The following is a 25,624-nucleotide window of genomic DNA, read 5'->3' as shown; positions in this document are numbered from 1 at the left end:
TCGGCCCGACATGCATGGCGGACCGTCAGGAATGCTCGGCGCTGCCCGTGGTGATGATCTCGTCGCGGGTGGTGCGGAGTTTCCTGAGGGTGTTGGCGACGTGTTGTTCGACGGTGCGGGGTGAGATGGCGAGGGCCTGGGCGATGTCGTTGTTGGTGGCGCCGGTGGCGAGGAGTCGGGCGACCTGGGTTTCGCGGGGGGAGAGGTGTTCGCCGTAGCTGCGGCGGCCGCGGGGGGTGGGGCGGTTCAGGCCGAGTTCGCGCAGGGCTTGTTGGCAGCGGGCGGCGTCGGCGGTGGCGCCGAGGGCGGTGAAGGTCGTGTTGGCGGCGGTGAGGTGGTCGGCTGCGGTGTGGGGGTCGGTGGGGGCGAGGGCGCGGGCGTGGTGTTCGAGAGCGCGGGCGGCGTCGTAGGGGCGGCCGATGGCGGTGAGGGCGCGGCGGGCGCGGTCGAAGTGGTCGGCGGCGCCGGCGGTGTCGCCGTCGTGCTGGAGGAGCAGGCCGCGGGCGAGGTGCGTCTCGGCGTGCGCGGCGGGTGCGTCGGCACCTTCGAGGGCGTGTTCGGCTTCGGTGACGAGGTCGCGGGCGTCCTGCTGGTGGCCGGTGGCGAGTGCGGCCTGAAGGGCGACGGGCACCAGGTCGCTGGCCACCGGCCAGCAGGCGGCGGTGCGCAGGTCCTGCAGTGCCGGGGCAGCGATGGTCCAGGCGTCCTGTGCCTGGTCACGGGCGAGCTGGACCTGGATGATGCCCGCCGCGACCCGCAGCTTCCAGTCCGCCTCGGTGGCCGCCTCCGCGATCCGGGCGGCCCGGCCGAGCTGGTCGAGGGCGCGGGTCCAGTGCCCGCGGGCGGCGGCCAGGTATCCGGAGGTCAGGTGTGCGTCGCAGGATGCGCTGGCCATGTCCGGGTACCGGGCCACCAGGGCGGCGTGGTCGGCCTCCAGTCGGTCCCAGCGGCCGGCCAGCCAGTCCACCCGCAGGAGGTTGATGGCACCCAGGCATTCCACGACGACCAGGGTGCCCAGTCGTCGGGCGAGGTCCAGGCTCTCGTGGAGCAGGGCCGCGGCCCGGGTGTCGTACCCGGTGCCGAGGGCGGCGTCGGCGACGTTGTGGAGGGCGCGGGCGGTCTGGCGCAGGACTTCGGGTTCGGGGTCGTCCCGGGGAAGCCGGTCGACGAGGTCCCACACGTCGTGGTCCCCGGCGGTGGCCATCAGGCTGAGGCGGGTCGCGTGGACGGCGGCGTGCGCGGCGCGGTCGGGGCTGTCCCGGACGGCCTCCTCGGCGCGCTCCAGCCAGGCCTGCGCGTCCTGCGGTGGCTTCTGATCGTCCAGGGCCAGGGCGACCATGGCGCGGGCGGCGAGTTCGGGGCGGGTCGCCAGCTCCTCGACGGCCCGTTCCAGTTCGCGTTCGCCGGAGGAGTCCCGGGCCTGGTTGACCATGAGGAGGCCGAGGGTGAGGCGGATCTCGCCGCGGGCGGCGGTGGGTAGTTGGGGGTCGGTGAGGATGCGGCGCAGGGCGGTGGCGCTGGTGGTGTGGTCGACGGCGTGGACGGCGATGCGGGAGAGGGTGAGGGCGGAGCGGGTGCGCAGGTCGGGTTCCAGGCGGGGTTGGGCGAGGATGTCGTGCAGGAGGGTGGTGGCGGTGCCTTCGTCGCCCAGCGCGGTGGCCTGGTCGGCGGCGGCCTCGGCCTGGCGCAGCCAGGCGGCGGTGTCGCCGAGGGCGCGGGTGTGGTGGGCGATCTGGACCAGGGGCGGGGACGGTGTCGTCCACAGGATGCGGACGGCGCGTTGGTGGAGGTCGTGCCGGTGGGGGCCGGGGATGTCCTGGTAGACGGCCTGTTGGGCGAGGGCGTGGCGGAAGCCGTAGTGGCCGGGGGCGCTCTCGCGCAGGACGGCGGCCTGCAGGGCCTCGGTGAGGGCGGGGCCGGCCTTGCGGGGGTCGAGGCCGGTGACCTCGGTGAGCAGGTGCTGGCTCGCGGGGACGGCGAGGACGGCGGCGGCCTCCACCATGGCGGCGGCGGGCTCCGACAGGGTCGACATCCGGGCGGTGACCGCCTCGCGCAGGCCCCGGGGGACGGCGGCTTCCGCCAGGGCCGAGACGTCGTCCGCCGGCCCCGCGCCCGACTGTCCGACGGCATGGCGCCTTCGGCCGGTGCGTGGCTGGTTGTGGTGGGTGCGGTCGGTGAGGGTGAGCAGGTCCTCCTCGACGACGAGCGGCAGGCCGGCGCTGCGTTCGAAGAGGGTGCGGCCCAGGGCGGTGCTGGCGCGGGGGCCGAGGACGGCGGCGGCCAGGTCCTGGACGTCGTCCTCGGTGAGGGTGTCGAGGTGGATCTCCGCGCCGCCCGTCCCCGGCGGTCGCCGGTAGGGGGCACCGAGGACGGGGGTGCCGGCGGGCAGGTCCTCGCGCCGGTAGGTCAGCACCAGCCCGAGCCGGTTGGGCAGGTCCCGGGCCAGCAGCAGGAGCAGCTCGCGGGTGGCCTCGTCCGCCCAGTGCAGGTCCTCCATCACCAGCACCGGATTGCCGATGGCGTCGAGGAGGGAACGTGCGGCCCCCATGAGCTGGAAGCGTCCGGCCCGGGCGTCCTCGGGCGGGAGCAGCGCCGGCGGCGGCGGAAGGTGTGCAGCGAGGGCGGGCAGCAGCGGGGCCAGCGCCCCCGCCTGCGGGTTGAGCCCCTCGGGCGGCGGCAGCCAGTCGGCGGTCCCGCGCAGCGCGTCCAGCACCGGACCGAACGGCAACGGCTCCCGCAGCGGATGGCACAAGCCGGTCACCACCCGCACCCCGCGGCCGGTCAACGCCGCGGTGGCCTCCTGCACCAGACGCGACTTGCCCACACCCGCCTCGCCCTCCACCAGCACCACCGCCGGCGGGACATCCAGCGCCGCAAGCAGCAGATCCAGCTCCCGGCGACGCCCGACCAGCGCGAACCCACGCCCCGTACCGACGCCCTCGGGACCACGGTCCACCACCACAGCCGACCTCCACGAGACCCGCCGGGCCTCCTCACACCCCTGCTGCCAACGTAGCCCCGGCACCACCCCTCGGCAATCAAGGCTGCCGCCCACCCCGCGCTCCGGCCGCCGGTGTCCGCGGCCCCTTCCAGCAGCCGGCGGAACTCCTCGACGCGCCGCCTGCGGAGCTGCCAGGCCGGCTCGAAGCCGCTGGGCGTATTCACTGATCGAATAAATCCACTCGACGAGGGGATTTCATGGTGGCAATCCGCCTGCGGCGAGGCGGTGGAAGTCGGAAAGGGCGCCGGCCCGGAATCGATCCGATGCGCGGCGGTGGCTTCCTCGGCGAATCGGACGCCTGTCGGAGCACCCGCGAAGTGACCGTGCATCCGGCAGCCGAAACAGGAAATACCGAGGAAGAACGGATCCGCTACGGTATCCCCCATGGCGAGTATCCTTGTCGTCGAAGACGACGCCAGCATACGAGCGTCCCTCATCGAGATTCTGACCTCCCACGGACATGCCGTGCGAAGCGTGGGGGACGGTTTCAGCGCATTGCGCGAGGTGACCCGGGGCGGGCTGGACGCAGTGGTTCTCGATCTACGGTTGCCGGACATCGACGGCGGCGACGCGCTGCGCATGATCCGGGGCATCTCCCAGGTGCCGGTCCTCGTCGCCACCGCCTGCGACGAGGACGAGGAGATCATCGGCCTCCTCAACGCCGGCGCCGACGACTACCTCGTCAAACCCTTCTCCGGGGGACTGCTGGCGGCACGGCTCGGAGCGGTGCTGCGGCGGTCGGAGGCGTCCGGGTCGATGGCCGCGCCGGATTCCGCGACCGCGGGCCCGGTGGTGGTCGGTGATCTGCGGATCGACCGGCCGGCCCGCACGGCCTTCCTCGGCGAGCGGGAACTGCAACTGACCAGGAGGGAGTTCGACCTGCTGTCGTTCCTCGCCCGGTACGCGGGCCAGGTCGTCTCCAAGCGGAGGATCCTGGCCGAGGTCTGGCGCGAGCCCTACATCGACGACCAGACCATCGACGTGCACCTCTGCGCCCTGCGCCGCAAGCTCGGCGAGCGTGGCGCCCTCCCGCACTACCTGCTGACGGTGCGCGGGGTGGGGATCAAGTTGGTGGATCCCCGGTGAGACGGTGCCTGGCGGGGGCGGCCCTTGCCGTCACCTCGGTGGTCGTCCTCAGTTTCCTGCTGCCACTGAGTGTGCTGGTGGTCCGCCAGGCGCGTGCCCAGAGCATCGCCGCGGCCGAGGACCGCGCCGCAGCGCTCACCCCCGTACTCGCCCTGACCACCAGCGTCTCCGACCTCGGCCGGGCCGTCTCCGCCCTCCACCATGCCGACACCCTCGGTGTCCATCTGCCCGACGGCCAGACGGCCGGGGCCACCCGTTCGCCCGCGGCGCTGGTGCGGCACGCCTCGGAGGCCCGCGAGTTCGTCGCCCGGGACCTCCCCGGCGGCCGGCTCTACCTCCAACCCGTCACCCTGCCGCACGGTGGGGTGGCGGTCGTCGAAGCCTTCGTTCCGTGTGCCGAGCAGCGGCGCGGGGTCGTGTTCCCGATCACTGTGATGGTCCTGCTGGCCGTCGGCCTCGTCGGTGGTTCGGTGCTGCTGGCCGATCGCCTCGGCGCCCAGGTCGTCCGCTCCTCCCGCAGCCTGTCGCGGGCCTCCCGTGCGCTGGGCGCCGGTGACCTCGGCTACCGGGTCGATGCGACGGGACCGCTCGAACTCCAGGCCGCCGGGCAGGCCTTCAACGCGATGGCGGACCGTGTGGTCGAACTCCTGGCCACCGAGCGTGAACTCGTCGCCCACCTCTCGCACCGGCTCCGTACACCGCTGACCGCCCTGCAACTCGCCGTCGACAAATCGGCATCCACAGCGGGTGCCGAGCGGATCACCGCGGCCGTCGGCCGGCTGGAGCACGAACTCGACTCGATCATCATGACGGCTCGTGCCCCCTTGGCGACCGGGGCCGCCGGGCGCGCCTTCGCCGGCACCACGTTCTCCGGCGCGTCGGCCGGTCACCATGCCGAGGGACGGCCGGTGCCGGCCACGCATCTCGGCGGGGTGGTCCGCGGCCGTGCGGGCTTCTGGGCCGTCCTCGCCCAGATGGACGGACGCCGCTGTTCGGCGGAGATCACCGCCGAGGCCACACCGGTCGAGCTCGGCGCCGAGGAACTCGTCGCCGTCGTGGACGCCCTGGTGGGCAACGTCTTCCGCCACACGCCGCCCGGCACGCCGTACGCGATCACCGTCCGCCGCGTCGGCCGGAGCGTCGAACTCGTCGTCGAGGACGCCGGGCCGGGCATGCCCGGGGCCGCGGGCCCCGGCCACCGCGGCGCCGGCCTCGGATCCACCGGGCTGGGCCTGGACATCGTGGCCCGGGCCGCCCAGGCCACGGGGGGCCGGCTGGACATCGCTCGCGGCGCCCCGGGAGGGACTCGCGTCACTCTCACGCTCGGCTTCCGCACCGACCGGGAGCCGGGGACCGGCGTGCGGTGGCGCTCGTCCGACCGGCACGGGCCACCATCTCCGTGACCCTCACCGCGTCCCGCCGGCCGGACATGCGGAAGCGCCGTGTCTGCCGGGCGGCTACCCGCCCGGCAGACACGGCGCTCAGTGCTCGGTCAGGGTGCGACGGCCATGGCGAAGACGTGCAGTGCGGTGCCGGAGGTGCCGGTCCCGGCGGGGAGGGTGACGGAGGTGAGCTGCTTTCCGGCGGGCAGCGAGATCTTGTTGAGCCACAGCGAGGCGGTGTGGATGTAGGGGGGCGTGCTGGCGTCGTTGTAGGAGGCGTCGTGCTGGTTCTGGTAGGAGACCTGCTTGACGAGGGTGTTGCCGTTGGTGGCGCTGCTGTTCCACCAGTCGGTCAGGGCGAGGGTGAAGGCCTGGGTGCTGCCGTCGGAGAAGCGGAGAGTGCCCTGGGCCGAGGGGGCGTTGCTGGTGGCGAAGCCGACGATGCCGAGGGTGGAGCCGGTGCCGCTCACGGCGACGGTCTGCCCGGTGGCGTGGACGTTGTCGGGGGTGCCGTAGCGCCCCGGGTGCCAGGTGAAGGTCACTCCGGCGGTGGTGGTCTGCTGGCCGGGGACCAGGCCCGCGGCCTCCAGCGCGTCGCCCGAGAAGCTGCGGCCGCTGAGGGTGGCGGAGGCGTGTCCGCCCGCGGTGGCGTTGTCGTCGGCGGTGACGCCGATCTCGTTGTAGAGGTTTTCGATGGGGAGGGCCTCGTCGGCACCGGCGCCGTTGTAGGCACCGCGGTTGGGGGTGCCGGTCGCAGAGACGGCGTTGCCGAAGAAGTCCAGGCCGCCGTTGTCGGCGATCACGGTCCCGCTGCCCAGGGCGGGCGAGCCGGACTTGAGCCGCAGGCCCTTGGTCGCCGAGTCACCGGTGAGCTTGGGGTCGGTGGTGACCGCGTGGGCGTCCCCGGCAGGTGCGGCGATGCCGCCGTAGTAGAGGTTGGAGTCGAAGACGACGCCGCTGCCCGTGGTGAACGAGCCGGAGGGGGCGACGAAGATGTTGTTCTTCACCACCTTGTTGTTGCCGATCGTGTCGACGACCGGCCGGGACGGGCAGTAGAAGGTGTTGTTGTAGATGTAGTGGGTGCCGGGGGTTCCGCTGCTGAGCACCATGCGGCAGTCGTCGAAGGCGACGTTGTAGCGCAGTACGACGTTGGTGTTGCTGGTGCCGGCGCTGCCCGGGTTGGAGACGCAGCCGGACACGCAGTTGAGGTAGAAGCCGCCGGCGTTGCCGTACGAGTAGTTGTACTGGTAGGTGCAGGTGCCGGTGACGCTGATGTCGCAGTCCCAGGCGGTGGCGTCGAAGGTGGAGGGCTTGCTGCCGCCGACGGTGTTGTACTGGAACGTGGGATTGCTGCTGTTGTAGGGCCACATGCCCGCGAAGTTGCCCGCGACGAAGGGGTAGTTGCCGAGGCCCAGGTCGGTGGCGGTGTTGTGCTCCACCAGCGGCGAGGTCGAGTTGTGGACGACGATGCCGTCGCCGCCGGCCTCGTCGATGGTGTTGTCGGCGATGTAGACCGCGGTGTGCTTGGTGCTGGTGTCGCCGGCGAGCTTGATGCCGCCGCCGCCCGTGTCGTGGATGTAGTTGTCGGTGATGGTGATGCCGTCGAAGTGGCCGACCGTGCTGCCCGAGACCTTCACCACGATGCCGGCGGAGGCGGAGAACCAGGAGGCGTTGGTACCGGTCTTGTCGCCCCAGCCGGAGGTGTCGGAGACCTCCAGGTGGGTGATGACGATGCCGGCCTTGTGGGCGGTGGTGGTGGACTCGACGAGGACGCCGTCGCGCAGTCCGCGGTCGCCCGCGTCGTTCTGGACGTGCAGGTCGCGGACGGTCCAGTAGGACTGGTCGACGAGGCGGACGCCGGCGGTCGCGCCCGCTCCGTCGACCACCGGCGCGGTGCCGCTGCCGTAGGCGGTGATGGTGGCCGGCTGTCCGGCGGCACCGGACCCCTGCGGCTGCAGGGTGCCGGTGCAGGTGGTGCCGGCCTTGAGGCTGAGGGTGTCGCCCGGGCCGAAGACATGCGCGTTGGCGCTGCTCAAGGAGTTCCAGGGGCTGGCCTGGGTGCCGCTGCCGGCGGTGCCGGCCGAGCAGTCGAGGAAGTACGACGTGCCGGTGGCGGATGCGGTGGTGCTGGAGCCGAGGGCCAGGCCCGCTACCAGGGCGGCGGCGCCCAGCAGGCTGGTGGTGGTGCGTCCGAAGGATCTCATCGGGGCCTTTCCACAAATGGGTGGGGGAGAGCGTGGTGCCCGATGCCGAAAGGAAAATAAGCCGTCCGCGGTCGGGGGAACCGGACGGATGTGATTCGGCAGTGTGCAGATCCTGGGAGTTGCCGAGTCGGCTGTCAATACATCCGGCGAAGGCGGTCGGAATTGATTCCGGGCCTGCACGGGAAGGTATTCTCTGGTGGGTCACTGTCGTCGGCCGATGTATTTATCGGAGCGCATGCGGAAGCGCACGATGCCGATCGGCAACGCGTTGTTCAGCCGGGAGATGAATGTGCACGCAGGTCGATGGCCGGCGGCGATGTCCGGAGCGGTGAGACAGGAACAGCGGGTTTTGGAATTCGTCGAGGAATTACCTCTGCGGAGGTCCGGACGGTCGAGACTTCCTCCTCGCTCGGGTGAAGGTCGCATCTCCGCGGACTCCGCCGGCCGGCCGTTCAGGCCCGGTGGGTGGGGAAGCACCGGTCGTCGTTCCCCGGGTGGCCGTCCCCCTGGGGGTCGGCCCGCCGGTGGGAAGGCCGCGGCTGGTGTCCCTCCCGCCGCGGGGTCGTCGTCGCATCACGGTCGGTGAGGTGATGGCCGGACACGGTCGGCCTGGTGGCGGCGCGTTGTGCCGATGTGCCGGTGGCTGAGGGGGAGGGGCATGCGAAGACTCCTGACGGCAGGGGGCGGGGCAGGAGGAAGGGGGCGGTCGGGGCTCCGGCCGGGCTGGACATGGAACATCGTGGGTGCCCGCGCTGATCAGAGTCAAGAAAAGGGGATCAAATGATCAAATGATCTGCGGATCCAGGGGTGTGGCGATCAAATGCTCCACGCTCCTGCCCGGGGGCGCGCCCGGAGGGACGAGGGGTCAGGTGGCAGGGGTGGGCGGCCGTACTCAGGCACGGGAGCCGCCCACTCCCCTTCGCACATCGCGAGCGGGTCCGGGTGTCGATGCCGCCGCCCGTCGCGCCGCCGCCGGAGGGAGCTGCAGGATGCGGACACCGCCGATCGCCATCAGCCGTCGGACCGTCAGGCGCGCCCGCGTGTCGTCCGGGGAGAAGACCCACAGTCCGGGCACGAGCAGCAGGTGGTGGGAGCCGCGCCGGGCGGCCCGGGCGAACTGGTGGAGGTAGGGCCGGGGATCGTGGGAGGCGGAGCCGTGGTCGAGATAGAAGACCGGGTCGGGCAGGCCCAGCCGTGCGGCGAAGGCGCGCAGGGCGTCCAGGCGGCCTGCCAGGCCCGCGAGGTCGTCCGGGTCGTAACGCAGGTAGGCGGCGGGGGGCAGAGTCACCGGGCTGTCGGTCGTGGGCACTGGAGTCTTCACCTTTCTCTGTACTGACATGCGGCATCCGGCTTCCATGGCGCTCGGGATGCCGGATTTGTCCCTTCTATTGGGCATCCAGGCGCAGCCCGAAGGGCCTTCCCGGAGGTCACCGGGGGGTAAAGAACCGTAAGGCGTGCAGGGGATCGGTACGGGGATCGGTACGTGGAGAATTCGGCTGGCGGGGTGGTGGCCGCACCGCGGGCAGTGCCGCGGTCCGCTCAGGCTGTCTCCGCCGCTCGTTGCGGGGCAGGGGTGCCGGGACTAGCTTGAAACCGGGGGTGTGAGGAGGCCCGGCGGGTTTCGTGGAGGTCGGCTGTGGTGGTGGACCGTGGTCCCGAGGGCGTCGGTACGGGGCGTGGGTTCGCGCTGGTCGGGCGTCGCCGGGAGCTGGATCTGCTGCTTGCGGCGCTGGATGTCCCGCCGGCGGTGGTGCTGGTGGAGGGCGAGGCGGGTGTGGGCAAGTCGCGTCTGGTGCAGGAGGCCACCGCGGCGTTGACCGGCCGCGGGGTGCGGGTGGTGACCGGCTTGTGCCATCCGCTGCGGGAGCCGTTGCCGTTCGGTCCGGTGCTGGACGCGCTGCGCGGGACCGCCGACTGGCTGCCGCCGCCCGAGCGGCTCAACCCGCAGGCGGGGGCGCTGGCCCCGCTGCTGCCCGCCCTCGCCGCACACCTTCCGCCGCCGCCGGCGCCGCCGGAGGACCCGCGGGCCGGACGCTTCCAGCTCATGGGTGCGGTGCGCTCCGTGCTGGACGCGGTGGGTCCGCTGGTGCTGGTGATCGAGGACCTGCACTGGGCGGACGAGGCCACCCGCGAGCTGCTCCTGCTGCTGGCCCGGGACCTGCCCAACCGGCTCGGGCTGGTGCTGACCTACCGGCGCGAGGACGTGCCCGCCGGCACCCCCGTCCTCGGTGCCCCCTACCGGCGACCGCCGGGGACGGGCGGCGCGGAGATCCACCTCGACACCCTCACCGAGGACGACGTCCAGGACCTGGCCGCCGCCGTCCTCGGCCCCCGCGCCAGCACCGCCCTGGGCCGCACCCTCTTCGAACGCAGCGCCGGCCTGCCGCTCGTCGTCGAGGAGGACCTGCTCACCCTCACCGACCGCACCCACCACAACCAGCCACGCACCGATCGTCCCTCCGGGAACGACGTCTCGGCCCTGGCGGAAGCCGCCGTCCCCCGGGGCCTGCGCGAGGCGGTCACCGCCCGGATGTCGACCCTGTCGGAGCCCGCCGCCGCCATGGTGGAGGCCGCCGCCGTCCTCGCCGTCCCCGCGAGCCAGCACCTGCTCACCGAGGTCACCGGCCTCGACCCCCGCAAGGCCGGCCCCGCCCTCACCGAGGCCCTGCAGGCCGCCGTCCTGCGCGAGAGCGCCCCCGGCCACTACGGCTTCCGCCACGCCCTCGCCCAACAGGCCGTCTACCAGGACATCCCCGGCCCCCACCGGCACGACCTCCACCAACGCGCCGTCCGCATCCTGTGGACGACACCGTCCCCGCCCCTGGTCCAGATCGCCCACCACACCCGCGCCCTCGGCGACACCGCCGCCTGGCTGCGCCAGGCCGAGGCCGCCGCCGACCAGGCCACCGCGCTGGGCGACGAAGGCACCGCCACCACCCTCCTGCACGACATCCTCGCCCAACCCCGCCTGGAACCCGACCTGCGCACCCGCTCCGCCCTCACCCTCTCCCGCATCGCCGTCCACGCCGTCGACCACACCACCAGCGCCACCGCCCTGCGCCGCATCCTCACCGACCCCCAACTACCCACCGCCGCCCGCGGCGAGATCCGCCTCACCCTCGGCCTCCTCATGGTCAACCAGGCCGGAGACGTGGTGGCAGGCGAACGCGAGCTGCAACGGGCCGTCGAGGAGCTGGCCACCCGCCCCGAACTCGCCGCCCGCGCCATGGTCGCCCTCGCGGCCAGCCCGAAACGCTCCCCGCAGGAGGTACGGCAGTGGATGGAGCGCGCCGAGAACGCCGTCCGCGACAGCGCCAGCCGCGCCGCGCGCGCCGCCGTCCACGCCACCCTCCTCAGCCTGATGGCCCGGGTCACCGACCCGCAGGTCTGGGAACTCGTCGACCGACTGCCCCGCGACGACCCCGACCCCGAAGTCCTGCGCCAGAGCGCCCGCGCCCTGTTCAACGTCGGCACCTACGCTCTCGCGACCGGGCACGACCAACGCGCCGATACCCTGCTCCACGAGAGCCTGGACCTCGCCCGACGACTCGGTACCACCCGGATCCTTGAGCCCTACAGTGCTGGTCAACTCCTTTGGCTGGACTGGGAGGCAGGCCGTTGGGACCGCCTGGAGGCGGACCACGCCGCCCTCCTCGCCCAGGCCCCCGACAATGTAGCCATCCTGATCCAGACCTGCGTGGACCGCGGATACCTGGCCGCCGCCCGCGGGCACTGGACCCGCGCCCTGGACCAGCTGCGCGAAGCCGCACACCTCGCGGAAACGGCCTTCGAGCCGGAGGAGGCAATGCGAGCCGCGGCCGGTATCGCCCAGGTCCACCTCGCCCGTGGCCTGCCACAGGATGCCTGGGCTGTCGTCCTCCCCGCTCTGGACACCATGCGCCGTACCTACGCCTGGAACCGATCCTCCGATCTTCTGACCGCAGCCGTCCAGGCCGCTCTCATCTGCGGCCACCACCAGGTCGCCCGGGACCTGGTCGGCGAGGCCGAGCAGGCTCTCGAAGGCCTGGACGCGCCGGCCGCGCGGGCCGCACTCCACCTCGCCCGCGGCCTGCTGCTCGGGTACGAGGGCGATGCGACCGCTTCCGCCGACCACTTCGACCGCGCCCGCCGCGCCCTCACCGCCATCGGCCGCCCCTACGACGCCGCCCGCGCTCTCGAACACCACGCCCGCGCCCTCGCCCCCACCGACCCCCACACCGCAGCCGACCACCTCACCGCCGCCAACACGACCTTCACCGCCCTCGGCGCCACCGCCGACGCCGCCCGCTGCCAACAAGCCCTGCGCGAACTCGGCCTGAACCGCCCCACCCCCCGCGGCCGCCGCAGCTACGGCGAACACCTCTCCCCCCGCGAAACCCAGGTCGCCCGACTCCTCGCCACCGGCGCCACCAACAACGACATCGCCCAGGCCCTCGCCATCTCACCCCGCACCGTCGAACAACACGTCGCCAACACCCTCAGGAAACTCCGCACCACCCGCGACGAGATCATCACCACCGAACGGCCCTGAGGGCCGTTCGGAACGGTCGGCGGCCCTTCCTCCTGGCCCTGTCGGACGGCAGCGGACGACGCGGTGCGGGGCACCGCAAGGGCTCCGGGGCGCCTGGAGTCCCCCGCTCACCGGCGTGCGGGGCGAGGTGGCCGGGAACGCCGGGGGACGACCAGGCCGGAGGGGTTGCACAGACGCCAGGCCAGTCGCCGTAGGCGGTTGCGGACCGCGGTGGCGTTCGGGCGGCTCACAGGTCGGCCCAGTAGGTGATGCCGTGGTCGCCGGGCCGGCGGCCGTGTGCGGTGGCCAGCCGGGCGACGATGTCGTTGCCGCGGCCGTGTTCGTCGGGCGCGCAGCTGGCCGTCCAGGCGCCGTCCCGGGTGGCGGGGCCGCCGTCGTCGACCTCGATGTGCAGGGCGTCGCCTGGGGTGGGGCGGTCGAGGTGGAGGGCGATCGGGGGGCAGGCGTGTTCGACGGCGTTGGTGACGAGTTCGGAGACGACGAGCAGGGCCTGGTCGGTGGTGTCCTCGTCGACGCCCCAGGCGTCGAGGGCGGCGCGGGTGATGCGTCGGGCGTCGCCTGCCGACGCGGGGTGGTGGGGGAGTATCCAGACGGCTTCGCTCCGTACGGGTCGTGCCTCGGCGCCGGGCTCCGGGAGGAGTGGGACGGTGGAGCCCGTCATGCTGTCCGCCGGGGCGTCGAGTGCTCCGGTGGGGCTGGTGGCGATGGCGTCCATGGGAAGGTCTCCTCTACCGATGTCCCGGTCGGGATGTCTGTTCCGTCCCCCTTGCTCTCCCTCCATGAGGCCTGCGGACGAAGATCGAACGGCCACCGGAGAGGTCACGGCGGGATAACGGAAGGCTCCGGTCGTACGGGATGAGTAGGTGGAGGACCACGTAGTCGGCCGCTTGACCGCGTGTACGGCACTGCCGGCGTGGAGCACCGTCACCGCGACGGCACCGACCCGTCGCCGTGCGGCACCGGAGCCTTTCCGGCACTCAGCCCTCGCCCACCCGTTTCAGGGCGAAGTCGTCGCAGTAGGCGGGGCCGCTGATCTCCAGCGGCGCGCAGTAGACGGTCAGGCGGGTCGTGCGCGCGTCGGTGGTGAACGACACCGCTCCCCAGGCGTACAGGTCGACGGACTTGAGGACTACTTGCGCGTCGGGGCCGCCGTCCCTCCGCGCACCCAGGGCGACGCTGTCACCACCGGCCGCCACCGCCGCATGGCCCGAGAGCTTGTACGTACTCCCCGGCACCACGTCGACCGTCTGTTCCACGCGTGACGCCGGCGAGGTCAGCCGCACCGCGTGCTGACCGGCGTGCGGATGGGCGGGGACGACGGAGGCCCCGGCGGTGAGTCGCCACGGGGACGCGCCGGCCGCTTCGAAGTCGGGATCGACGATCGACTGCTCCACGGAGGCGGGCGGGGGCGCGCTGCTCCGCGACGCCCGCGCCGTGGAGGGCGAGGGCGAGGGGGTGGTGGAGGGGAGCGCGGGAACGACCGTGCTGACGGCGGGCGCGGGGGTGCCGTCCCGGCTCGGGGCGGGCGGCCGTCCGCCCTGGGGCTGCTGGCCTCCCGCCGGCCCACGGTGGCCGGGCAGGACGGCGACGATCAGGGCGGCGGCGGTCAGTGCACCGACACCACCGACCGTTGCCGCAGCCCATTTGCCGGTGAGGGCAGTGGCTTTGAGGGCTTTGGCCGGCAGCACCGCCTGGGCCGTGTCCGTGAAAAGGTGGGAGGCCCCGGGAGGGGCGAACGCGATCGGCAGCATCGCGCCCAGGCGGGAGTTGATGCCCCGGAGGTGCGCGAGGGCGGTACGGCAGTGGGTGCATTCGGCCAGGTGACGCCGGAGCGCACCGTGGGGCCGGGAGGATCTGCGTGCGGTCTCGCCCAGTTGGCCTCCGTAGTGGACGCATTCGCTGTCCTCCCGCCGCTGCACGTGGGCCTGCAGGTAGGCCTTGCGAAGTCCCTCCACCGCGCGGTCCAGGAGTGAGGAGACGCCGGAGGGCGCGATCCCGAGGACGGTGGCGACCTGGCCGGCCGGCACCTCGTCGACCAGGCGCAGCCAGAGGACGGACTGCCAACGGTGCGGGAGGGACCGGAAACTGTGGGCCACGAGGCTGTGCTCCTCGTGCCGCAGGACGATGCCCGCCGGATCGCCGTCGAGACCCGTCCCGGGGGAGTCGGGCGAGGGGCGGTGCCACTGCTCCAGTGCCTCGGCGTCCTGCAGGTGGACCCGCCGCTCGGTGCGGCCCCAGGCGAACGCCGCGTTCTGGACCGCGCCCAGGAGGTACGGGCGCCACGAATCGGTCGGGCCCTTGCCGGCGTCGACGGCGCGAACCGTGTTCACGAAGGCCTCCGCTGCCAGGTCCTGCGCGGTGTGGGCGTCGCGGGTGAAGGTGCGCGCGTACCGCAGTGTCCCGCTGTGATGCCGGTCGTAGAGGGTCTCGATGGCCGCTGTTCTGGCGGTGCCGGTGGAGTGCGGATCGTCCCGTATGAGTGCCGTGAGCCGGCTGTCCGACCGGCTGTCGCCGGTGTCGGGCGCGGTGGGGGCGGAGGTCGTCATGGCTGTGCCCTGTCTGGGTGCGTGGGCCGTCGCGTGGTCCCGGATCCCGGCAGGGGCGGGACGGTTCATAACGAACCGATCACGCACCGGGACCATCGGGGGCGAGGGGACTTCAGGAGGTGGAACCGCTTACCTGCGGCTACGGCGGGAGCCTAGCCGGACAGCGCGGCCCATGACACAAAGTGGCTGAAATGCCGTCAAATCTCCGCACGCGCCTGCACAGGCGGCTCACGCCGACCGGCGGGCGAGGGCGGATGGCCCGCGGGCACCGAGCCGCCTCGAGCGCGATCGGGCCCCTCGGGCCGTCACGAGGTGAGGCGATGACAGATCGGCCCGTACCACGAAAGGGGCCGGCCGTCGCTCGCGACGCCGGTCCGAGCCTGCAAGGAGAACTCCCCATGACACCCGTCCCGTCCACCACGCATGCCACTGCGGCCCCCTCGGCCGGACCAGCTCGTAGGCCGCGCAGGACGTCCCGCGGGGCAGCCCCGCTGCTTGCCGCGGCCGGAGCCCTGACACTCTCCGCGACCACCGTTCTCACCCCTGCCGCGGCGGCCGAGCCGGCCCCGTCCCAGGTCGACCGGCACGCCGTCGTCCTCGTCAACTTCCGCAACCTCTCCCTGGCCGACCCCCAGCGGGCGCACGACCAGGCGGTGCGCAACTTCTTCGGCCCGGCCGACTCCCTCGCCACCTACTACAAGGAGAACTCGGGCGGCCGGATGAGTGTCGTCCCGGCCAAGGGCGACGGGGTCTTCGGACCCTTCGCCCTCGACATGGACGACTCCGCGGCCTGCGAGACCGGCAAGATCGCCGAACTCGCCCGCAAGACGATCCCCGACCTGGACTACGACCACGTCTCGATCGTCCTGAACTCGAAGTACTGCGGCGACTGGTGGGGACTGGCCAGCGCGCCCGGGCCGGTGAGCTGGTTCCACGAGGGCGCCGTCGCCGACAAGGCCGCCATCGTCCACGAGTTCGGTCACAACCTCGGGTTCGCCCACCAGAAGCGCCAGACGTGCACGGCCGGCAGCTTCACCGCCTGCACCGACGACGGCTACAGCAATCGCACCCCCATGGGCGGAGGCGGCGAGAAGAAGGGCCTGACCGCGCCCGAGCTGCTTTCCCTGAAGTGGCTGACCACCCAGCAGGTGACCACACCCGCTGCCACCGGCAGCGTCCACCTCACTCCGCTGCACGCCGCCGGGACCTCGGGTGTGCGCGCGATCGATCTGCCACTGGGCACCGGCGGCGACCGCATCGTCGTCGAGTACCGCACCCCCGACTCCGCCACCCCGGATCTCGACGTCGCCCAGGGCGTGAACGTCTACCGCGTTCCCGAGGGCCGTTACAACCAGGCCGTCCTGATCAGCAACGTCGGACACGACAGCAAGGCGGTCGTCGGTTCGTTCGTCGCCGGCACCCCGATCTCCGACTCCTCCGCCAAGGTGTCCGTGGACGTCTCCCAGGTCACCGCGGCCGGTGCCGAGGTCCGGGTCCAGCTCGGCTCCGGCCCCGGGACGGCCACCACGGCGGCCCCCACCCCGGTCCCGACCGGACCCGCCCCCTCCCGGACCACGGACCGGCCGGTGCCCGCGCCCGCGCCCGCCCCGAGCACCCAACAGGCGGACGACCGGGCGGTGATCGGATCCACGGTCGCCCCCGAACCCGCCGCGTCCAGCAGCCGGGCCGAGGACCGCTCCCTTGCCGCCACCGGCGCGTCGGCCACCGGCCCGGCCGTGACCGGCGCGGCCCTCGTCGCCGCCGGAGCGACGGTCATCGTCCTCCTGACCAGGCGCCGCTCCCGCCGGCGCGGGCGCTGATCCTTCGCGGCCCGGGCGACCGCCGTACCCGACGGCCCAGCCCGGGCCGCGACCTCACCGCGTCCCGCCGGCGGGTGGCTCACAGCCGTACCACCGCCAGGTCGTCGCAGTAGGCGGGCGCGGTGCCGGACACCTTGAAGCAGTACACGGTGGCGCGGGAGGCGGCGGGGCCGGTGGTGAACTCGATCGCACGGTAGGTGTACGTGGTCGCCCCCACCGGGTCGCGGAGTTCCGGTCCGCCGTAGTTCTTGACGCCGATGGTGGCGAGGTCGCCGTCCGCCGTGACGACGGTCCAGCCGCTGAGCCGGTAGGTGGTGTTGGGCGCCACCGGGAGGTCCTGCTCGGCCCCTGACGGGTGGGCGCCCAGGCGCAGCGCGAAGGTGCCGGTCCGAGGGGTCGAGGTGTCGGCCCGTACGGAGTTGTAGGCGCGCCACGGGGCCGGTACACCGGTTTCGACATCCCCGTTGAGCAGGCCGGCGTCGGCCGGCTCCGCCGTGGACTCCTGCGGCGAAGGCGTGCTCGCCGTGGCCGGGGCGGTGACTGCTGGGCGGCCGGCGGCCGGCGAGGGCGGCGCGGGGTCCCCGGGCGCCGCTGCGGCCGGTGGCGTGACGGACGGCCGGCCCGGTGGTGCGGAGGGTCGGGCGGTCGTCGCGGGTGCCGTCGGGGTGACCACGCCCGGGACGAGGGTCCGCCCGGCCGTCGTACCGGGCGCGGCGGCCGGTTTCCACGGCGCCTCCGCGGCTGCGCCACCCGCCTGGTGGGCGGGCGCCAGGACGATCCCGCAGACCGCCGCGACCGCCGCCACCGCGGTGGAGCAGCCCGCTGCCGCCGGCCAACTGGTCCACCGGGGGCGGTGCTTCACCGCGGCCGCGCCGGGAACCCGAGGCGTGCCCGGATCCCGGAGAACAGGGCCCGCCGCTGCGCCTGCACCCGGTCCGTCGCCGGTCACCGCCCCGGGCATGACCGCCGCGCGGATCACCTCGCCCGGCGCTGAGTCGATCCGTCGCAGGTCGCCGAGGAGGGACCGGCAGGACGGGCACGCGTCGAGGTGCTGCCCAAGGCCGTGCGCCGTGCGGTCGGGACTGCGGACGGCCACGACCAGCAGCCGGCCGTAGTGACGGCAGTCGTCCTCGCTGTGCCGGGCGCAGTAGGCCCGCAGGCAGGCCGCCTGGAGCAGTTCGAGCGCGCGAGCCGTCAGCGGGGCCACCTGCTCCGGGTCGACACCGAGGACCAGCGCGACCTCCTCGGGCGGCAGTTCGTCGACCAGTCGCAGCCAGAGCACGGTCTGGGACTCCTCGGCGAGTACCAGGAAGCCCTGCGCCGACGGACGGTGGCCGGTGCCGGGCTTCGGTTCCGGCAGCGCCGCGGGCCGCCCGAGGTCGTTCCGGCTCCGGACGTCGGCATGCAGCGACGAGCGGCGCGGGCCGCCGTCCCAGCGGGCCGCCGTCCGTTCGACGGCCGCCGCCAGCGGGATCCGCCACCACCCGGTCGGCCCCCGGCCGGCCCGGACGGCGGTGACGGTGTCGTCGAAGGCCTCGGCGGCCAGGTCCCGTACCGCGTCCGTCCCGGCGGCGTAGCCGCGCGCGTAGGCCAGTACGGCGTGGTGGTGGCGCCGGTGCAGTTCGGCCAGGGCTGATCGCTCGTCATGCTGCTTCGCCGGAAAGGCACTTCGGTCGCGGAGGTGGCCGCCGCGAATGCGGGCGGCCAGCGCCCTGTCGGACGGTACGGCGGGACCGGGCTGGTCGGTCATCCAAGGCTCCCTTGCCGGCGACGGCTGGGGAAGGAGCCGGGGGCCGTCGGGTGATTTTGTCCGATGCCGGAAATGCCCTCCGTGTTGCGGAGGGCGACTTCGGGGTGAGGTCTCGAAACTAGCAGGCATCGCTTCCGAGTTGCGCCGGGCGAAACGAAGCGGGAAATGAGCGCTCCCTTATCCGAGCCTTAAGGGCATTGTCCGGTTCAGGCGGCCCGAATTACGGTGTGGCCGAAGTCGCAGTGGCCCGAGGGCGCCTTCGGGCCACTGCCGCGCCGGTGGCGGTGAGCCGTGACGACCGCACCCGCCCTGGTGCTCCCCTCACTTCGATGAGGTCCAGAACCCCTACCGTGCAAGGCCTGCAGCCGCAGGCGGGGCCGCGCACCCAGCAGGAACAGGAACGCCAACTCATGGGCAAGCACACACGTCGGGGCCGGAAGATCGTCGGAATACTGGGCATGGTCGGTCTGGCCGGCGGATCGGCGATGATGTTCTGGGGCCCGAGCGCGGCGCTCGCGTCGACGCCCGCCATGTCCTGGTCGGTCCAGGGCGCCAAGGACGGCGTCACCGAGCTGAGTTTCTATCAGCGGATCGACGCGGCCAGGTCGCAGAACATGTTCTATTTCGGAAACCAGTTCGGCTTTACGGGCGGTGGTGCGGGCGGATACATCGGTATGCAGCCGCAGCCCGAGGACTCCCAGGGCGCCCGTCAGTTCCGGGTCATCTTCAGTTCGTTCCGGGGTGACTCGGCCACCGGTCACGCCAACTGCCACGGCGGCGCGGACGGCAGTTCGGACGGTGTCTCGTGCAAGACCACCATCAAGGGCGCTCTCGGGCACACCTATCGGCTTCAGGTGGTGGAGTCCGGCACCCAGCTGACCGGCAAGGTGATCGACACCGACACCGGGGCGTCCACGGTCGTCGGCCAGTGGAGCGTCGGTGCGGCGGCCCGGAAGATCTCGACCTCGGACGTCTCCTGGGTCGAGCGCTACACGGGGCCGAAGATGCCGCCGTGCAACGCGACCACCTGGCCGTACTACAAGGTGAAGTTCGGCAATCCCACGGCGAACAACGGCGCCCTGACCGGGTCCATGGGTGACTATGCCCAGAAGTCCTCGGCCTGTCCCGGCGCACTGCGGAGCGTCCACGACTCGACCGGGACTGTCATGATGGGCGGCTTCAAGGGGCCGGAGGACGAGACCCCGGACCCCACTCCTACCTCCACCCCCTCCAATCCCACGCCGACCCCCACCACCAAGCCCACCGCCCCGTGCGAGCCGGCCGTGGCCACCACGGAGTAGCCGCGGGCGTCCGAGGCGGTGGCTGAAGCAACCGGTGCAGGTCCGGAGGTCGCCGAGGGTCAGCACCGTGCGGGCGCCGGCTGCCACGGGCCGGCGCCCGCACGGGGCGTGGCGGTCGGCGACCTCCGGGTAGCCCGCCGGGACGGCGCCTGCCCCGGTGGAGGCCTGCCGGTCCGGTGGCGGCCGGTGGTGCCGCGCTGCTCCTGCCGCACGCGGTTCCTCTCGTTCCCGGGGCCTGCCCGGAGGCCGGGGTCGACCTGGCCCATGTCAGTTCACAGGCTCAGTTCACAGGCTGTCGGAATCAACCGGCAGGGCCATCCCCGTAGGGATGGCCGAACGGGTCGAGGGAGCCTGCCGGTGGCCGCTCCGAGGTGCGAGTCTTCGCGCCTGCTGCCCGCCTGATTCGCTCAGTTGCGCCAGCAGGGTGAGCTGCGGGCTCGCCGGTCCGCTCGCTGGAATGGTGCGAGGCGCTCCCTCGGCGGCGCTGGTCCGAATCAACACGCCGGCCGAACCAATGACCACAGCCCGCCGTGTTCGGCGGGTCCTCCACCCTCGCGGCGGGCCGACCCTGGCCGGCGCCGCAGGATCGACGGCCGCCACTGGGCCCCGCCGGGCCGGCTCGAACTCCTCGACCACCGACACGTCACCGCCACCTACCCCACCTTCACCGCCCACCGGGGTGACCCGCCCGGCCCTCGATCGGACTCGGCTCAACAGGGACGCCGCCCCGCGGGGTTGCGGCCCGACGGAGCCGCCGGAGCCGGCTGTCGGCGTCAGCCTCCTCCGGTCGGAGCGCACTGTTCACCGCGCCCGACCGTGACCGTGCGGGAGAATGCTGCGCGGGGCGACGGAAGCTCCAGAACCCGGCAGCCGGTTTCGGTGAGCTGCCGGACGATGGAGCGGGCCTCGGTGTCGTTCAGGGAGAAGGCGAACGGTCCGGTGACCAGCAGAAACCGGTAGAAGCCGGCGTTCACCAGGTGGACCAGTCGCTCCAACGCCGGTAGCGGCCCGCGGGAGCGGCGGCCGTTGTCGAGGTGAACCGTGGGTTCGGGCAGCGCGAGCCGCCTTGCCATGTGCCGCAGCGCATCAAGATGAGCCGCCATCTGCCAGCTGTCGTGCGGGTAGCAGCGCAGATATATCGCCGCACCCGCGATGTCGTTTCGGGTGGTGTCGAAACCCATGACGTGGCCTCCTCGATGAAGTTCCGAGGCGGCTGATCCGGGAACACCGGCAGTCGGCTTTCCGCCTCCGCCTTCAGGGAACGTCCGTGAGCAGGCCGAATCCACGGCAGGAGCACCCGAAGTCGGCAACATCTTGCTCCACACGTACGGGATTGGTAGGTAGCGCCCCTCGTAGTGGTCGGAGGTCAGGGGTGGTCGCGCCGTCAGGCCGTGCCGCCGGAGGCCCTCGCTGTGCCGTCCTGCCGCCACCCCCTGGCATCGGCGGCCGGAAACACGGGTGTACCGACAGCGTCCGCCGTGCCGGTGGCCCCTCGGCCCGGCCGCCCGCTCAGAGTTCCGTCAGCGGCCGGGCGGGGTCGGCCAGGGCGGCCGGGTCGACGGTGCGGCCGGAGCGGACCAGCTCCCGGATCGGGTCGGTGACGTCCCAGACGTTGACGTTCATCCCGGCCAGCACCCGGCCGCCGGAGAGCCAGAAGGCGATGAACTCCCGGCCGGGCACGTCGCCCCGGAACACCACCCGGTCGTATCCGTCGGGCTCGACGTACCCGGTGTACTCCATCCCCAGGTCGTACTGGTCGGAGAAGAAGTAGGGCACCCGGTCGTAGGCGGTGTCCCGGCCGAGCATCGCGCGGGCGGCGGTCTGCGGCTGGTTGAGGGCGTTGGCCCAGTGCTCGACCCTGATGTGCCTGCCGAGCAGCGGGTGGAAGGCGTTGGCGACGTCCCCGGCGGCGTGGACGTCCGGGTCGGAGGTGCGCAGCCACTGGTCCGTCCGCACGCCGTTGTCGATCTCCAGCCCGGCGGCCTCGGCCAGCGCGGTGTTGGGGGTGATGCCGATCCCGACGATCACGGCGTCGGCCGCCACCGTGGTGCCGTCGCCCAGACGTACGCCCGTCACGGCCTCGGTGCCGCCGGTCAGGGCCTCGACCTGGACGCCGAAGCGCAGGTCCACGCCGTGGTCGCGGTGCAGGCCGGCGAAGACCTCGGCGACCTCCCGGCCGAGCACCCGCAGCAGCGGCAGTTCGGCGCTCTCCAGCACCGTCACCTCGGCGCCGGCGGCGATGGCCGCGGCGGCGGTCTCCAGGCCGATCCAGCCGGCGCCGATGACCACGATCCGGGCCCCGGGGCGCAGCGCCTCCTTGAGCCGCTCACTGTCCTCGACCCGGCGCAGGTAGTGCACGCCGGGCAGGTCGGCGCCGGGGACGGGCAGCCGGCGCGGGGAGGAGCCGGTGGTGAGCAGCAGCTTGCGGTAGCCGATCCGGCCGTCGTCGGCCAGGGTCACGGTGTGCGCGGCGCGGTCGACGGCGGTGACGGCGGTGCCGAGCCGCAGGGTGACGTCGTGGTCGGCGTACCACTGGGGCGGGTGGACGTAGATCTTCTCCCGCCCGGTGCTGCCGAGCAGGTACCCCTTGGACAGCGGCGGCCGCTCGTACGGGCGCTCGTGCTCCTCGCCGATCAGCACGACCGGCCCGTCGTGCCCGGCCTCGCGCAGCGCCTCGGCGGCCTTCGCCCCGGCGAGGCTCGCGCCCACGATCACCATTGCCTGGTCCGTGCCTGTGCTCATGGTCAGCTCCTCGTCGATGGGCCGGCGCCGTGCCCTGACAGCCTGCCCGGGAGGCGGGGGCGAGTCGAGACCATAGGGCACGCGGCGCGAGCGGCTCCCCTGTTCGGGTGACGGCGGACGGGGGGAGGGCGGCCAGGAGGGCGAGGGCGTGCGGGGGCGCGGCCGGCTCAGCGGGTCGGGGCGAGGGCGGAGCCGGTCATCGCGTCGCGGACCAGCGCGGTGTCGACGAACTGCTCGAAGCGCACGATCAGGCCGCCGCGGACGACGAAGTGGTGCGCCACCCGGACGGCCAGTGCCTTGCCGGTGGTTCGGTGGCGGGCGGTGTAGCGGGCCAGCACGACCACGTTCTCGCCGTCCACCACGTACGTGTCGTCGTGGGCGGTCCAGTCCTCCCAGTCGGCGGCCAGCCGCTCCATCACCGCGGCGGTCACGCCGGCCGGGGTCCGGTACGTCCCGGCCAGCGGGAACCCGGCCATCTCGGTCCACTCCACGTCGTCGGCGAGGGTGGCCCGCAGGGCTTCCAGGTCGCCGCGGGCGGAGGCCAGGTACTGCCGGCGCACCACGTCGGCGGGGGCGGCGGAGGGCGGCGGTGTACCGGTCACGGTCAGCCCCACGTCGTCTCGCCCTTGGCGACCTTGGTGCCGAGGTCGACGGCCAGCGGCATCCCCGCGTCCGGGTAGAGGCGCTCCAGCTCGGCCCGGGCGGCGGCGGCGTCCGGCGACTTTCCCACCTCGGTCTCGAAGGTGCGCAGGTAGTCACGGGTGTACCGGATGGCGCTGGTGTCGGTGGGCGCGCCGGCGGTGCGGTGGCCCGCCACCACGAACTCCGGCCCGAGCGCCTCCATGCCGTCGAGCATGTCGATCCAGGCGGCGCGCTGCTCGGCGGTCGGGGTGTCGGCCGTCCAGACGTGCAGGCCCTGGAAGAGCAGTACGCCGCCGAGCATCGCGCGGTGCTGGTGCTGCCAGAGGTAGTGCCGGTCCGGCAGGTGGAAGTCGGCGCCGCGCAGCTCGAAGCGGTGGCCGGCGAAGTCGATCTCGTCGGTGGTGAGGATCTCCGGCAGCACCAGCCGGGAGGGGAGTTCGTCGCCGAGGTGCGCCCAGGCCTGGAGCTTGCCCGGGTAGGTCTCCGTGATGTGTTCGACCACCAGGTGCGGGGCGAGGAACCGGGCGGTGGGGAAGGCGTCCTGGATCTCCTCGGCGCCGAAGTAGAAGTCCGGGTCGCCGTGGCTGACGAAGACGGTCGTCAGCCGCTTGCCGCTGGCGCGGACGGCCTCGACCAGGCGGCGGCCGTCGGAGCGGGTGAAGCCGGCGTCGACCAGCATCGCCTCGTGCAGCCCGGTCACCAGGACGGCGGTCTTGTTGAGCGAGCTGTCGGGGCTGTCGACGACCTGGAAGTCGAGGGTGCTCATGAGGGTCCTTCCTCGGGTGCCGGGGTGCCTCAGCCGGCCCGGACGGCAGTGGCGGGGGCGGGAAGCCGCGCCCGCACGCCGGGGCATTTCTCCTGACCTTGCAGTAACTGACTGGGCAGGCATTGCTGCCGTCGAGCACTCTGAGGCCAGCTTCCGCCGTCCGGGGTCCGTCCGCACCCACGGCTGCGCCGAACAGGGCAGCCCGGCGGAGCGGACCCCGGAGCCCGTCCGGCGCGGCGCGGTCGGTCACGGTCGGCGCGGGCCACGGCAGTCCATGGCGGCTCCCCGGCGGCCCCCGGCGCTCAGTGCAGCCGGGGCAGGGCCTCACCGGCGCTCAGGCTGAGCATCCGCAGATCACTCACGAACCGCTCCCGCCGCTCGGCCGGCAACCGGTCGAGGAAGAGCCGCTGGACGTTCTCGGCGTGCACCCGGGCCGCCCGGACACAGGTCTCCTCGCCCAGCGCGGTCAGCCGCACCAACTGCACCCGCCGGTCCTCCGGGTGCTGGGCGCGACGCACCAGCCCGGCCGCCTCCATCCGGTCCACCAGCCGGGTCACCCCGCCCGTGGTCAGCACCCGCTCCCGGCCGATCTCCCGCATCGGCAGCCCCGGCGCACCGGCCCGTCCGAGCACCAGGAGCACCTCGAACACCGAGTGGCCGACCCCGCACTCCGCCTCCACCGCCCGGCCCAGGACGTGCTCCAGCCGCCCGGCCGCCCCCAGCAGGTGCCCGAAGGCCAGCACCCTGTCGTCGCCCGCGGCCTGCGCCGCCGTCGAGATCTCCCTGCCGCCTGCCACCACACCCTCCTCGCCCCGCAACCACCGCCGCGTCACCGCGCCACCGAGAGCACAGCATCGCGCATCCGCCGCCCCGCCCGGCGCACCCCGGGCAGGGCGCGCGGCAGCCCGCGCCGACGCGCCCCCGGCCGGGAACACCGCACGGGCGCGTCACGTTCGACCGGGCATGACCAGCGACTCCGCACCCCGTACCCCCGAGATCCTGCGCTACGCGGCCTTCGCCGCCGACCCGGCCGGCGGCAACCCCGCCGGGGTCGTCCTGGACGCCGCCGAGCTGGACGCCGGGGCGATGCTGGGGATGGCCGCCGCCCTCGGCTACTCCGAGACGGCCTTCCTCACCCCGGGCGCGGCCCCCGGCCACCACACCGTGCGGTACTTCAGCCCCCTGATGGAGGTTCCGTTCTGCGGCCACGCCACCGTCGCGGCCGCCGTCGCGGTGGCCGAACAGGCCGGGCCGGGGCGCTTCACCTTCCACACCGGCGCGGGCGAGGTCCCGGTCGAGGTCGACCGGGACGGGGCCGGCCTGCTGCGCGCCACCCTGACCAGCGTCGGGCCGCACACCGAGCCGGTCACCGCGGCGGAGGTGGAGCAGGCGCTGGCCCTGCTCGGCTGGGCCGCCGCCGACCTCGACCCGGAACTGCCGCCGCGCATCGCCTACGCCGGCGCCCGGCACCTGGTGCTGGCCGCCGCGAGCCGGGCCCGGCTCGCCGACCTCGACTACGACTTCGACGGGCTCGCCACCTGGATGACCGCCCGCGACCTGATCACGTTGCAACTGGTCTGGCGCGAGGACGCCCGCACCTTCCACGTCCGCGACCCGTTCCCGGTCGGCGGCGTGGTGGAGGACCCGGCCACCGGCGCGGCCGCCGCCGCCTTCGGCGCCTACCTTCGCGAGATCGGGGCCGTCACCGCCCCCGCTGAGCTGACCCTCCACCAGGGTGAGGACCTCGGCCGACCCGGCGTCCTGCGGGTGGCGCTGCACGAGAGCGACGACCGGGTCCGGGTCTCCGGCACGGCGGTCGTCATCCCGGCCTGACCGGCGCTCCGGCCCCGGCC

17 protein-coding genes are annotated in these 25,624 nt (G+C 73.3%); 6 read left to right on the top strand and 11 right to left on the bottom strand.

The genetic code is table 11. The features are described from left to right. Nucleotides 1–25: 25 nt before the first annotated feature. Nucleotides 26–2,962 carry an ATP-binding protein gene (locus tag J2S46_RS06805; RefSeq protein ID WP_307349079.1) on the bottom strand — a complete coding sequence of 979 codons (2,937 nt, stop codon included), beginning with the start codon at nucleotides 2,960–2,962 and terminating at the stop codon, nucleotides 26–28. A gap of 423 nt (nucleotides 2,963–3,385) precedes the next feature. On the opposite strand from J2S46_RS06805, the gene J2S46_RS06800 reads away from it, so the two are divergent. Both J2S46_RS06800 and J2S46_RS06795 read left to right on the top strand, forming a co-directional pair. After that, nucleotides 3,386–4,087: a response regulator transcription factor gene (locus J2S46_RS06800; protein ID WP_191294815.1), complete on the top strand. Its 702-nt coding sequence runs from the start codon at nucleotides 3,386–3,388 to the stop codon at nucleotides 4,085–4,087. Continuing rightward, complete coding sequence (locus J2S46_RS06795; RefSeq protein ID WP_191294814.1) at nucleotides 4,084–5,490, top strand: HAMP domain-containing sensor histidine kinase; 1,407 nt, start codon at nucleotides 4,084–4,086, stop codon at nucleotides 5,488–5,490. The genes J2S46_RS06800 and J2S46_RS06795 overlap by 4 nt, the downstream gene beginning before the upstream one ends. 89 nt (nucleotides 5,491–5,579) lie before the next feature. Here the strand turns inward: J2S46_RS06795 and J2S46_RS06790 are convergent, their stop codons facing one another. Together J2S46_RS06790 and J2S46_RS06785 are read right to left on the bottom strand one after the other, a co-directional pair. Continuing rightward, nucleotides 5,580–7,673: a right-handed parallel beta-helix repeat-containing protein gene (locus tag J2S46_RS06790; RefSeq protein ID WP_307349076.1), complete on the bottom strand. Its 2,094-nt coding sequence runs from the start codon at nucleotides 7,671–7,673 to the stop codon at nucleotides 5,580–5,582. Between the two features lie 892 nt (nucleotides 7,674–8,565). Then, the gene (locus J2S46_RS06785) at nucleotides 8,566–8,982 is read right to left on the bottom strand and encodes a recombinase family protein (RefSeq protein ID WP_191294812.1); all 417 of its coding nucleotides are present in this window, start codon (nucleotides 8,980–8,982) and stop codon (nucleotides 8,566–8,568) included. Between the two features lie 327 nt (nucleotides 8,983–9,309). On the opposite strand from J2S46_RS06785, the gene J2S46_RS06780 reads away from it, so the two are divergent. Beyond that, nucleotides 9,310–12,204 carry an ATP-binding protein gene (locus J2S46_RS06780; RefSeq protein WP_307349071.1) on the top strand — a complete coding sequence of 965 codons (2,895 nt, stop codon included), beginning with the start codon at nucleotides 9,310–9,312 and terminating at the stop codon, nucleotides 12,202–12,204. A gap of 226 nt (nucleotides 12,205–12,430) precedes the next feature. On the opposite strand, the gene J2S46_RS06775 is transcribed toward J2S46_RS06780, so the two are convergent. Together J2S46_RS06775 and J2S46_RS06770 are read right to left on the bottom strand one after the other, a co-directional pair. Then, the gene (locus J2S46_RS06775) at nucleotides 12,431–12,919 is read right to left on the bottom strand and encodes an ATP-binding protein (protein ID WP_229913332.1); all 489 of its coding nucleotides are present in this window, start codon (nucleotides 12,917–12,919) and stop codon (nucleotides 12,431–12,433) included. 262 nt (nucleotides 12,920–13,181) lie between these two features. Then, nucleotides 13,182–14,750, bottom strand: coding sequence for a sigma-70 family RNA polymerase sigma factor (locus tag J2S46_RS06770; RefSeq protein WP_191294056.1), 1,569 nt, complete (start codon nucleotides 14,748–14,750; stop codon nucleotides 13,182–13,184). Nucleotides 14,751–15,148: 398 nt separating this feature from the next. Here J2S46_RS06770 and J2S46_RS06765 point away from each other — a divergent pair, with 398 nt between their 5' ends. Further along, nucleotides 15,149–16,570, top strand: a complete 1,422-nt coding sequence (locus J2S46_RS06765; RefSeq protein WP_191294057.1) for a hypothetical protein — start codon at nucleotides 15,149–15,151, stop codon at nucleotides 16,568–16,570. 79 nt (nucleotides 16,571–16,649) lie between these two features. Here J2S46_RS06765 and J2S46_RS06760 read toward each other — a convergent pair whose 3' ends face one another. Continuing rightward, nucleotides 16,650–18,320, bottom strand: a complete 1,671-nt coding sequence (locus J2S46_RS06760) for a hypothetical protein (RefSeq protein ID WP_191294058.1) — start codon at nucleotides 18,318–18,320, stop codon at nucleotides 16,650–16,652. Between the two features lie 410 nt (nucleotides 18,321–18,730). Between J2S46_RS06760 and J2S46_RS06755 the strand changes: the two genes are divergently transcribed. Next, nucleotides 18,731–19,621 (top strand): hypothetical protein, encoded by an 891-nt coding sequence (locus J2S46_RS06755; RefSeq protein WP_191294059.1) that lies wholly within the window; start codon nucleotides 18,731–18,733, stop codon nucleotides 19,619–19,621. 773 nt (nucleotides 19,622–20,394) lie between these two features. On the opposite strand, the gene J2S46_RS06750 is transcribed toward J2S46_RS06755, so the two are convergent. The 5 genes from J2S46_RS06750 to J2S46_RS06730 all read right to left on the bottom strand — a co-directional run bounded on the left by J2S46_RS06750 (nucleotide 20,395) and on the right by J2S46_RS06730 (nucleotide 24,568). Further along, nucleotides 20,395–20,802 (bottom strand): hypothetical protein, encoded by a 408-nt coding sequence (locus J2S46_RS06750; protein WP_191294060.1) that lies wholly within the window; start codon nucleotides 20,800–20,802, stop codon nucleotides 20,395–20,397. A gap of 328 nt (nucleotides 20,803–21,130) precedes the next feature. Next, nucleotides 21,131–22,363: an NAD(P)/FAD-dependent oxidoreductase gene (locus J2S46_RS06745; protein WP_191294061.1), complete on the bottom strand. Its 1,233-nt coding sequence runs from the start codon at nucleotides 22,361–22,363 to the stop codon at nucleotides 21,131–21,133. A gap of 167 nt (nucleotides 22,364–22,530) precedes the next feature. After that, a complete protein-coding gene (locus J2S46_RS06740) occupies nucleotides 22,531–22,977 on the bottom strand; it encodes a nuclear transport factor 2 family protein (RefSeq protein ID WP_191294062.1) in 447 nt (148 codons plus the stop codon). Next, nucleotides 22,968–23,771 (bottom strand): MBL fold metallo-hydrolase, encoded by an 804-nt coding sequence (locus J2S46_RS06735; protein WP_191294063.1) that lies wholly within the window; start codon nucleotides 23,769–23,771, stop codon nucleotides 22,968–22,970. The genes J2S46_RS06740 and J2S46_RS06735 overlap by 10 nt, the downstream gene beginning before the upstream one ends. Nucleotides 23,772–24,073: 302 nt before the next feature. Continuing rightward, the gene (locus tag J2S46_RS06730; RefSeq protein WP_191294064.1) at nucleotides 24,074–24,568 is read right to left on the bottom strand and encodes a MarR family winged helix-turn-helix transcriptional regulator; all 495 of its coding nucleotides are present in this window, start codon (nucleotides 24,566–24,568) and stop codon (nucleotides 24,074–24,076) included. A 166-nt stretch (nucleotides 24,569–24,734) separates the two neighbouring features. Here J2S46_RS06730 and J2S46_RS06725 point away from each other — a divergent pair, with 166 nt between their 5' ends. After that, nucleotides 24,735–25,604: a PhzF family phenazine biosynthesis protein gene (locus J2S46_RS06725; protein ID WP_191294065.1), complete on the top strand. Its 870-nt coding sequence runs from the start codon at nucleotides 24,735–24,737 to the stop codon at nucleotides 25,602–25,604. Nucleotides 25,605–25,624: the final 20 nt, after the last annotated feature.

The sequence above is a fragment of the Kitasatospora herbaricolor genome (assembly GCF_030813695.1).
GTDB classification, from domain to species: domain Bacteria; phylum Actinomycetota; class Actinomycetes; order Streptomycetales; family Streptomycetaceae; genus Kitasatospora; species Kitasatospora herbaricolor.
Note: the sequence above shows the minus strand (reverse complement) of the source record. Positions and strands in the feature narration are given on the sequence as shown.

Bases quoted from the DNA above. Each gene is read 5' to 3' on its own strand.
- J2S46_RS06800 (WP_191294815.1), top strand. From the start codon at position 3,386: ATGGCGAGTATCCTTGTCGTCGAAGACGACGCCAGCATACGAGCGTCC.
- J2S46_RS06745 (WP_191294061.1), bottom strand. From the start codon at position 22,363: ATGAGCACAGGCACGGACCAGGCAATGGTGATCGTGGGCGCGAGCCTC.
- J2S46_RS06765 (WP_191294057.1), top strand. From the start codon at position 15,149: ATGACACCCGTCCCGTCCACCACGCATGCCACTGCGGCCCCCTCGGCC.
- J2S46_RS06755 (WP_191294059.1), top strand. From the start codon at position 18,731: ATGGGCAAGCACACACGTCGGGGCCGGAAGATCGTCGGAATACTGGGC.
- J2S46_RS06735 (WP_191294063.1), bottom strand. From the start codon at position 23,771: ATGAGCACCCTCGACTTCCAGGTCGTCGACAGCCCCGACAGCTCGCTC.
- J2S46_RS06750 (WP_191294060.1), bottom strand. From the start codon at position 20,802: ATGGGTTTCGACACCACCCGAAACGACATCGCGGGTGCGGCGATATAT.
- J2S46_RS06725 (WP_191294065.1), top strand. From the start codon at position 24,735: ATGACCAGCGACTCCGCACCCCGTACCCCCGAGATCCTGCGCTACGCG.
- J2S46_RS06790 (WP_307349076.1), bottom strand. From the start codon at position 7,673: ATGAGATCCTTCGGACGCACCACCACCAGCCTGCTGGGCGCCGCCGCC.
- J2S46_RS06775 (WP_229913332.1), bottom strand. From the start codon at position 12,919: ATGGACGCCATCGCCACCAGCCCCACCGGAGCACTCGACGCCCCGGCG.
- J2S46_RS06770 (WP_191294056.1), bottom strand. From the start codon at position 14,750: ATGACGACCTCCGCCCCCACCGCGCCCGACACCGGCGACAGCCGGTCG.
- J2S46_RS06760 (WP_191294058.1), bottom strand. From the start codon at position 18,320: ATGACCGACCAGCCCGGTCCCGCCGTACCGTCCGACAGGGCGCTGGCC.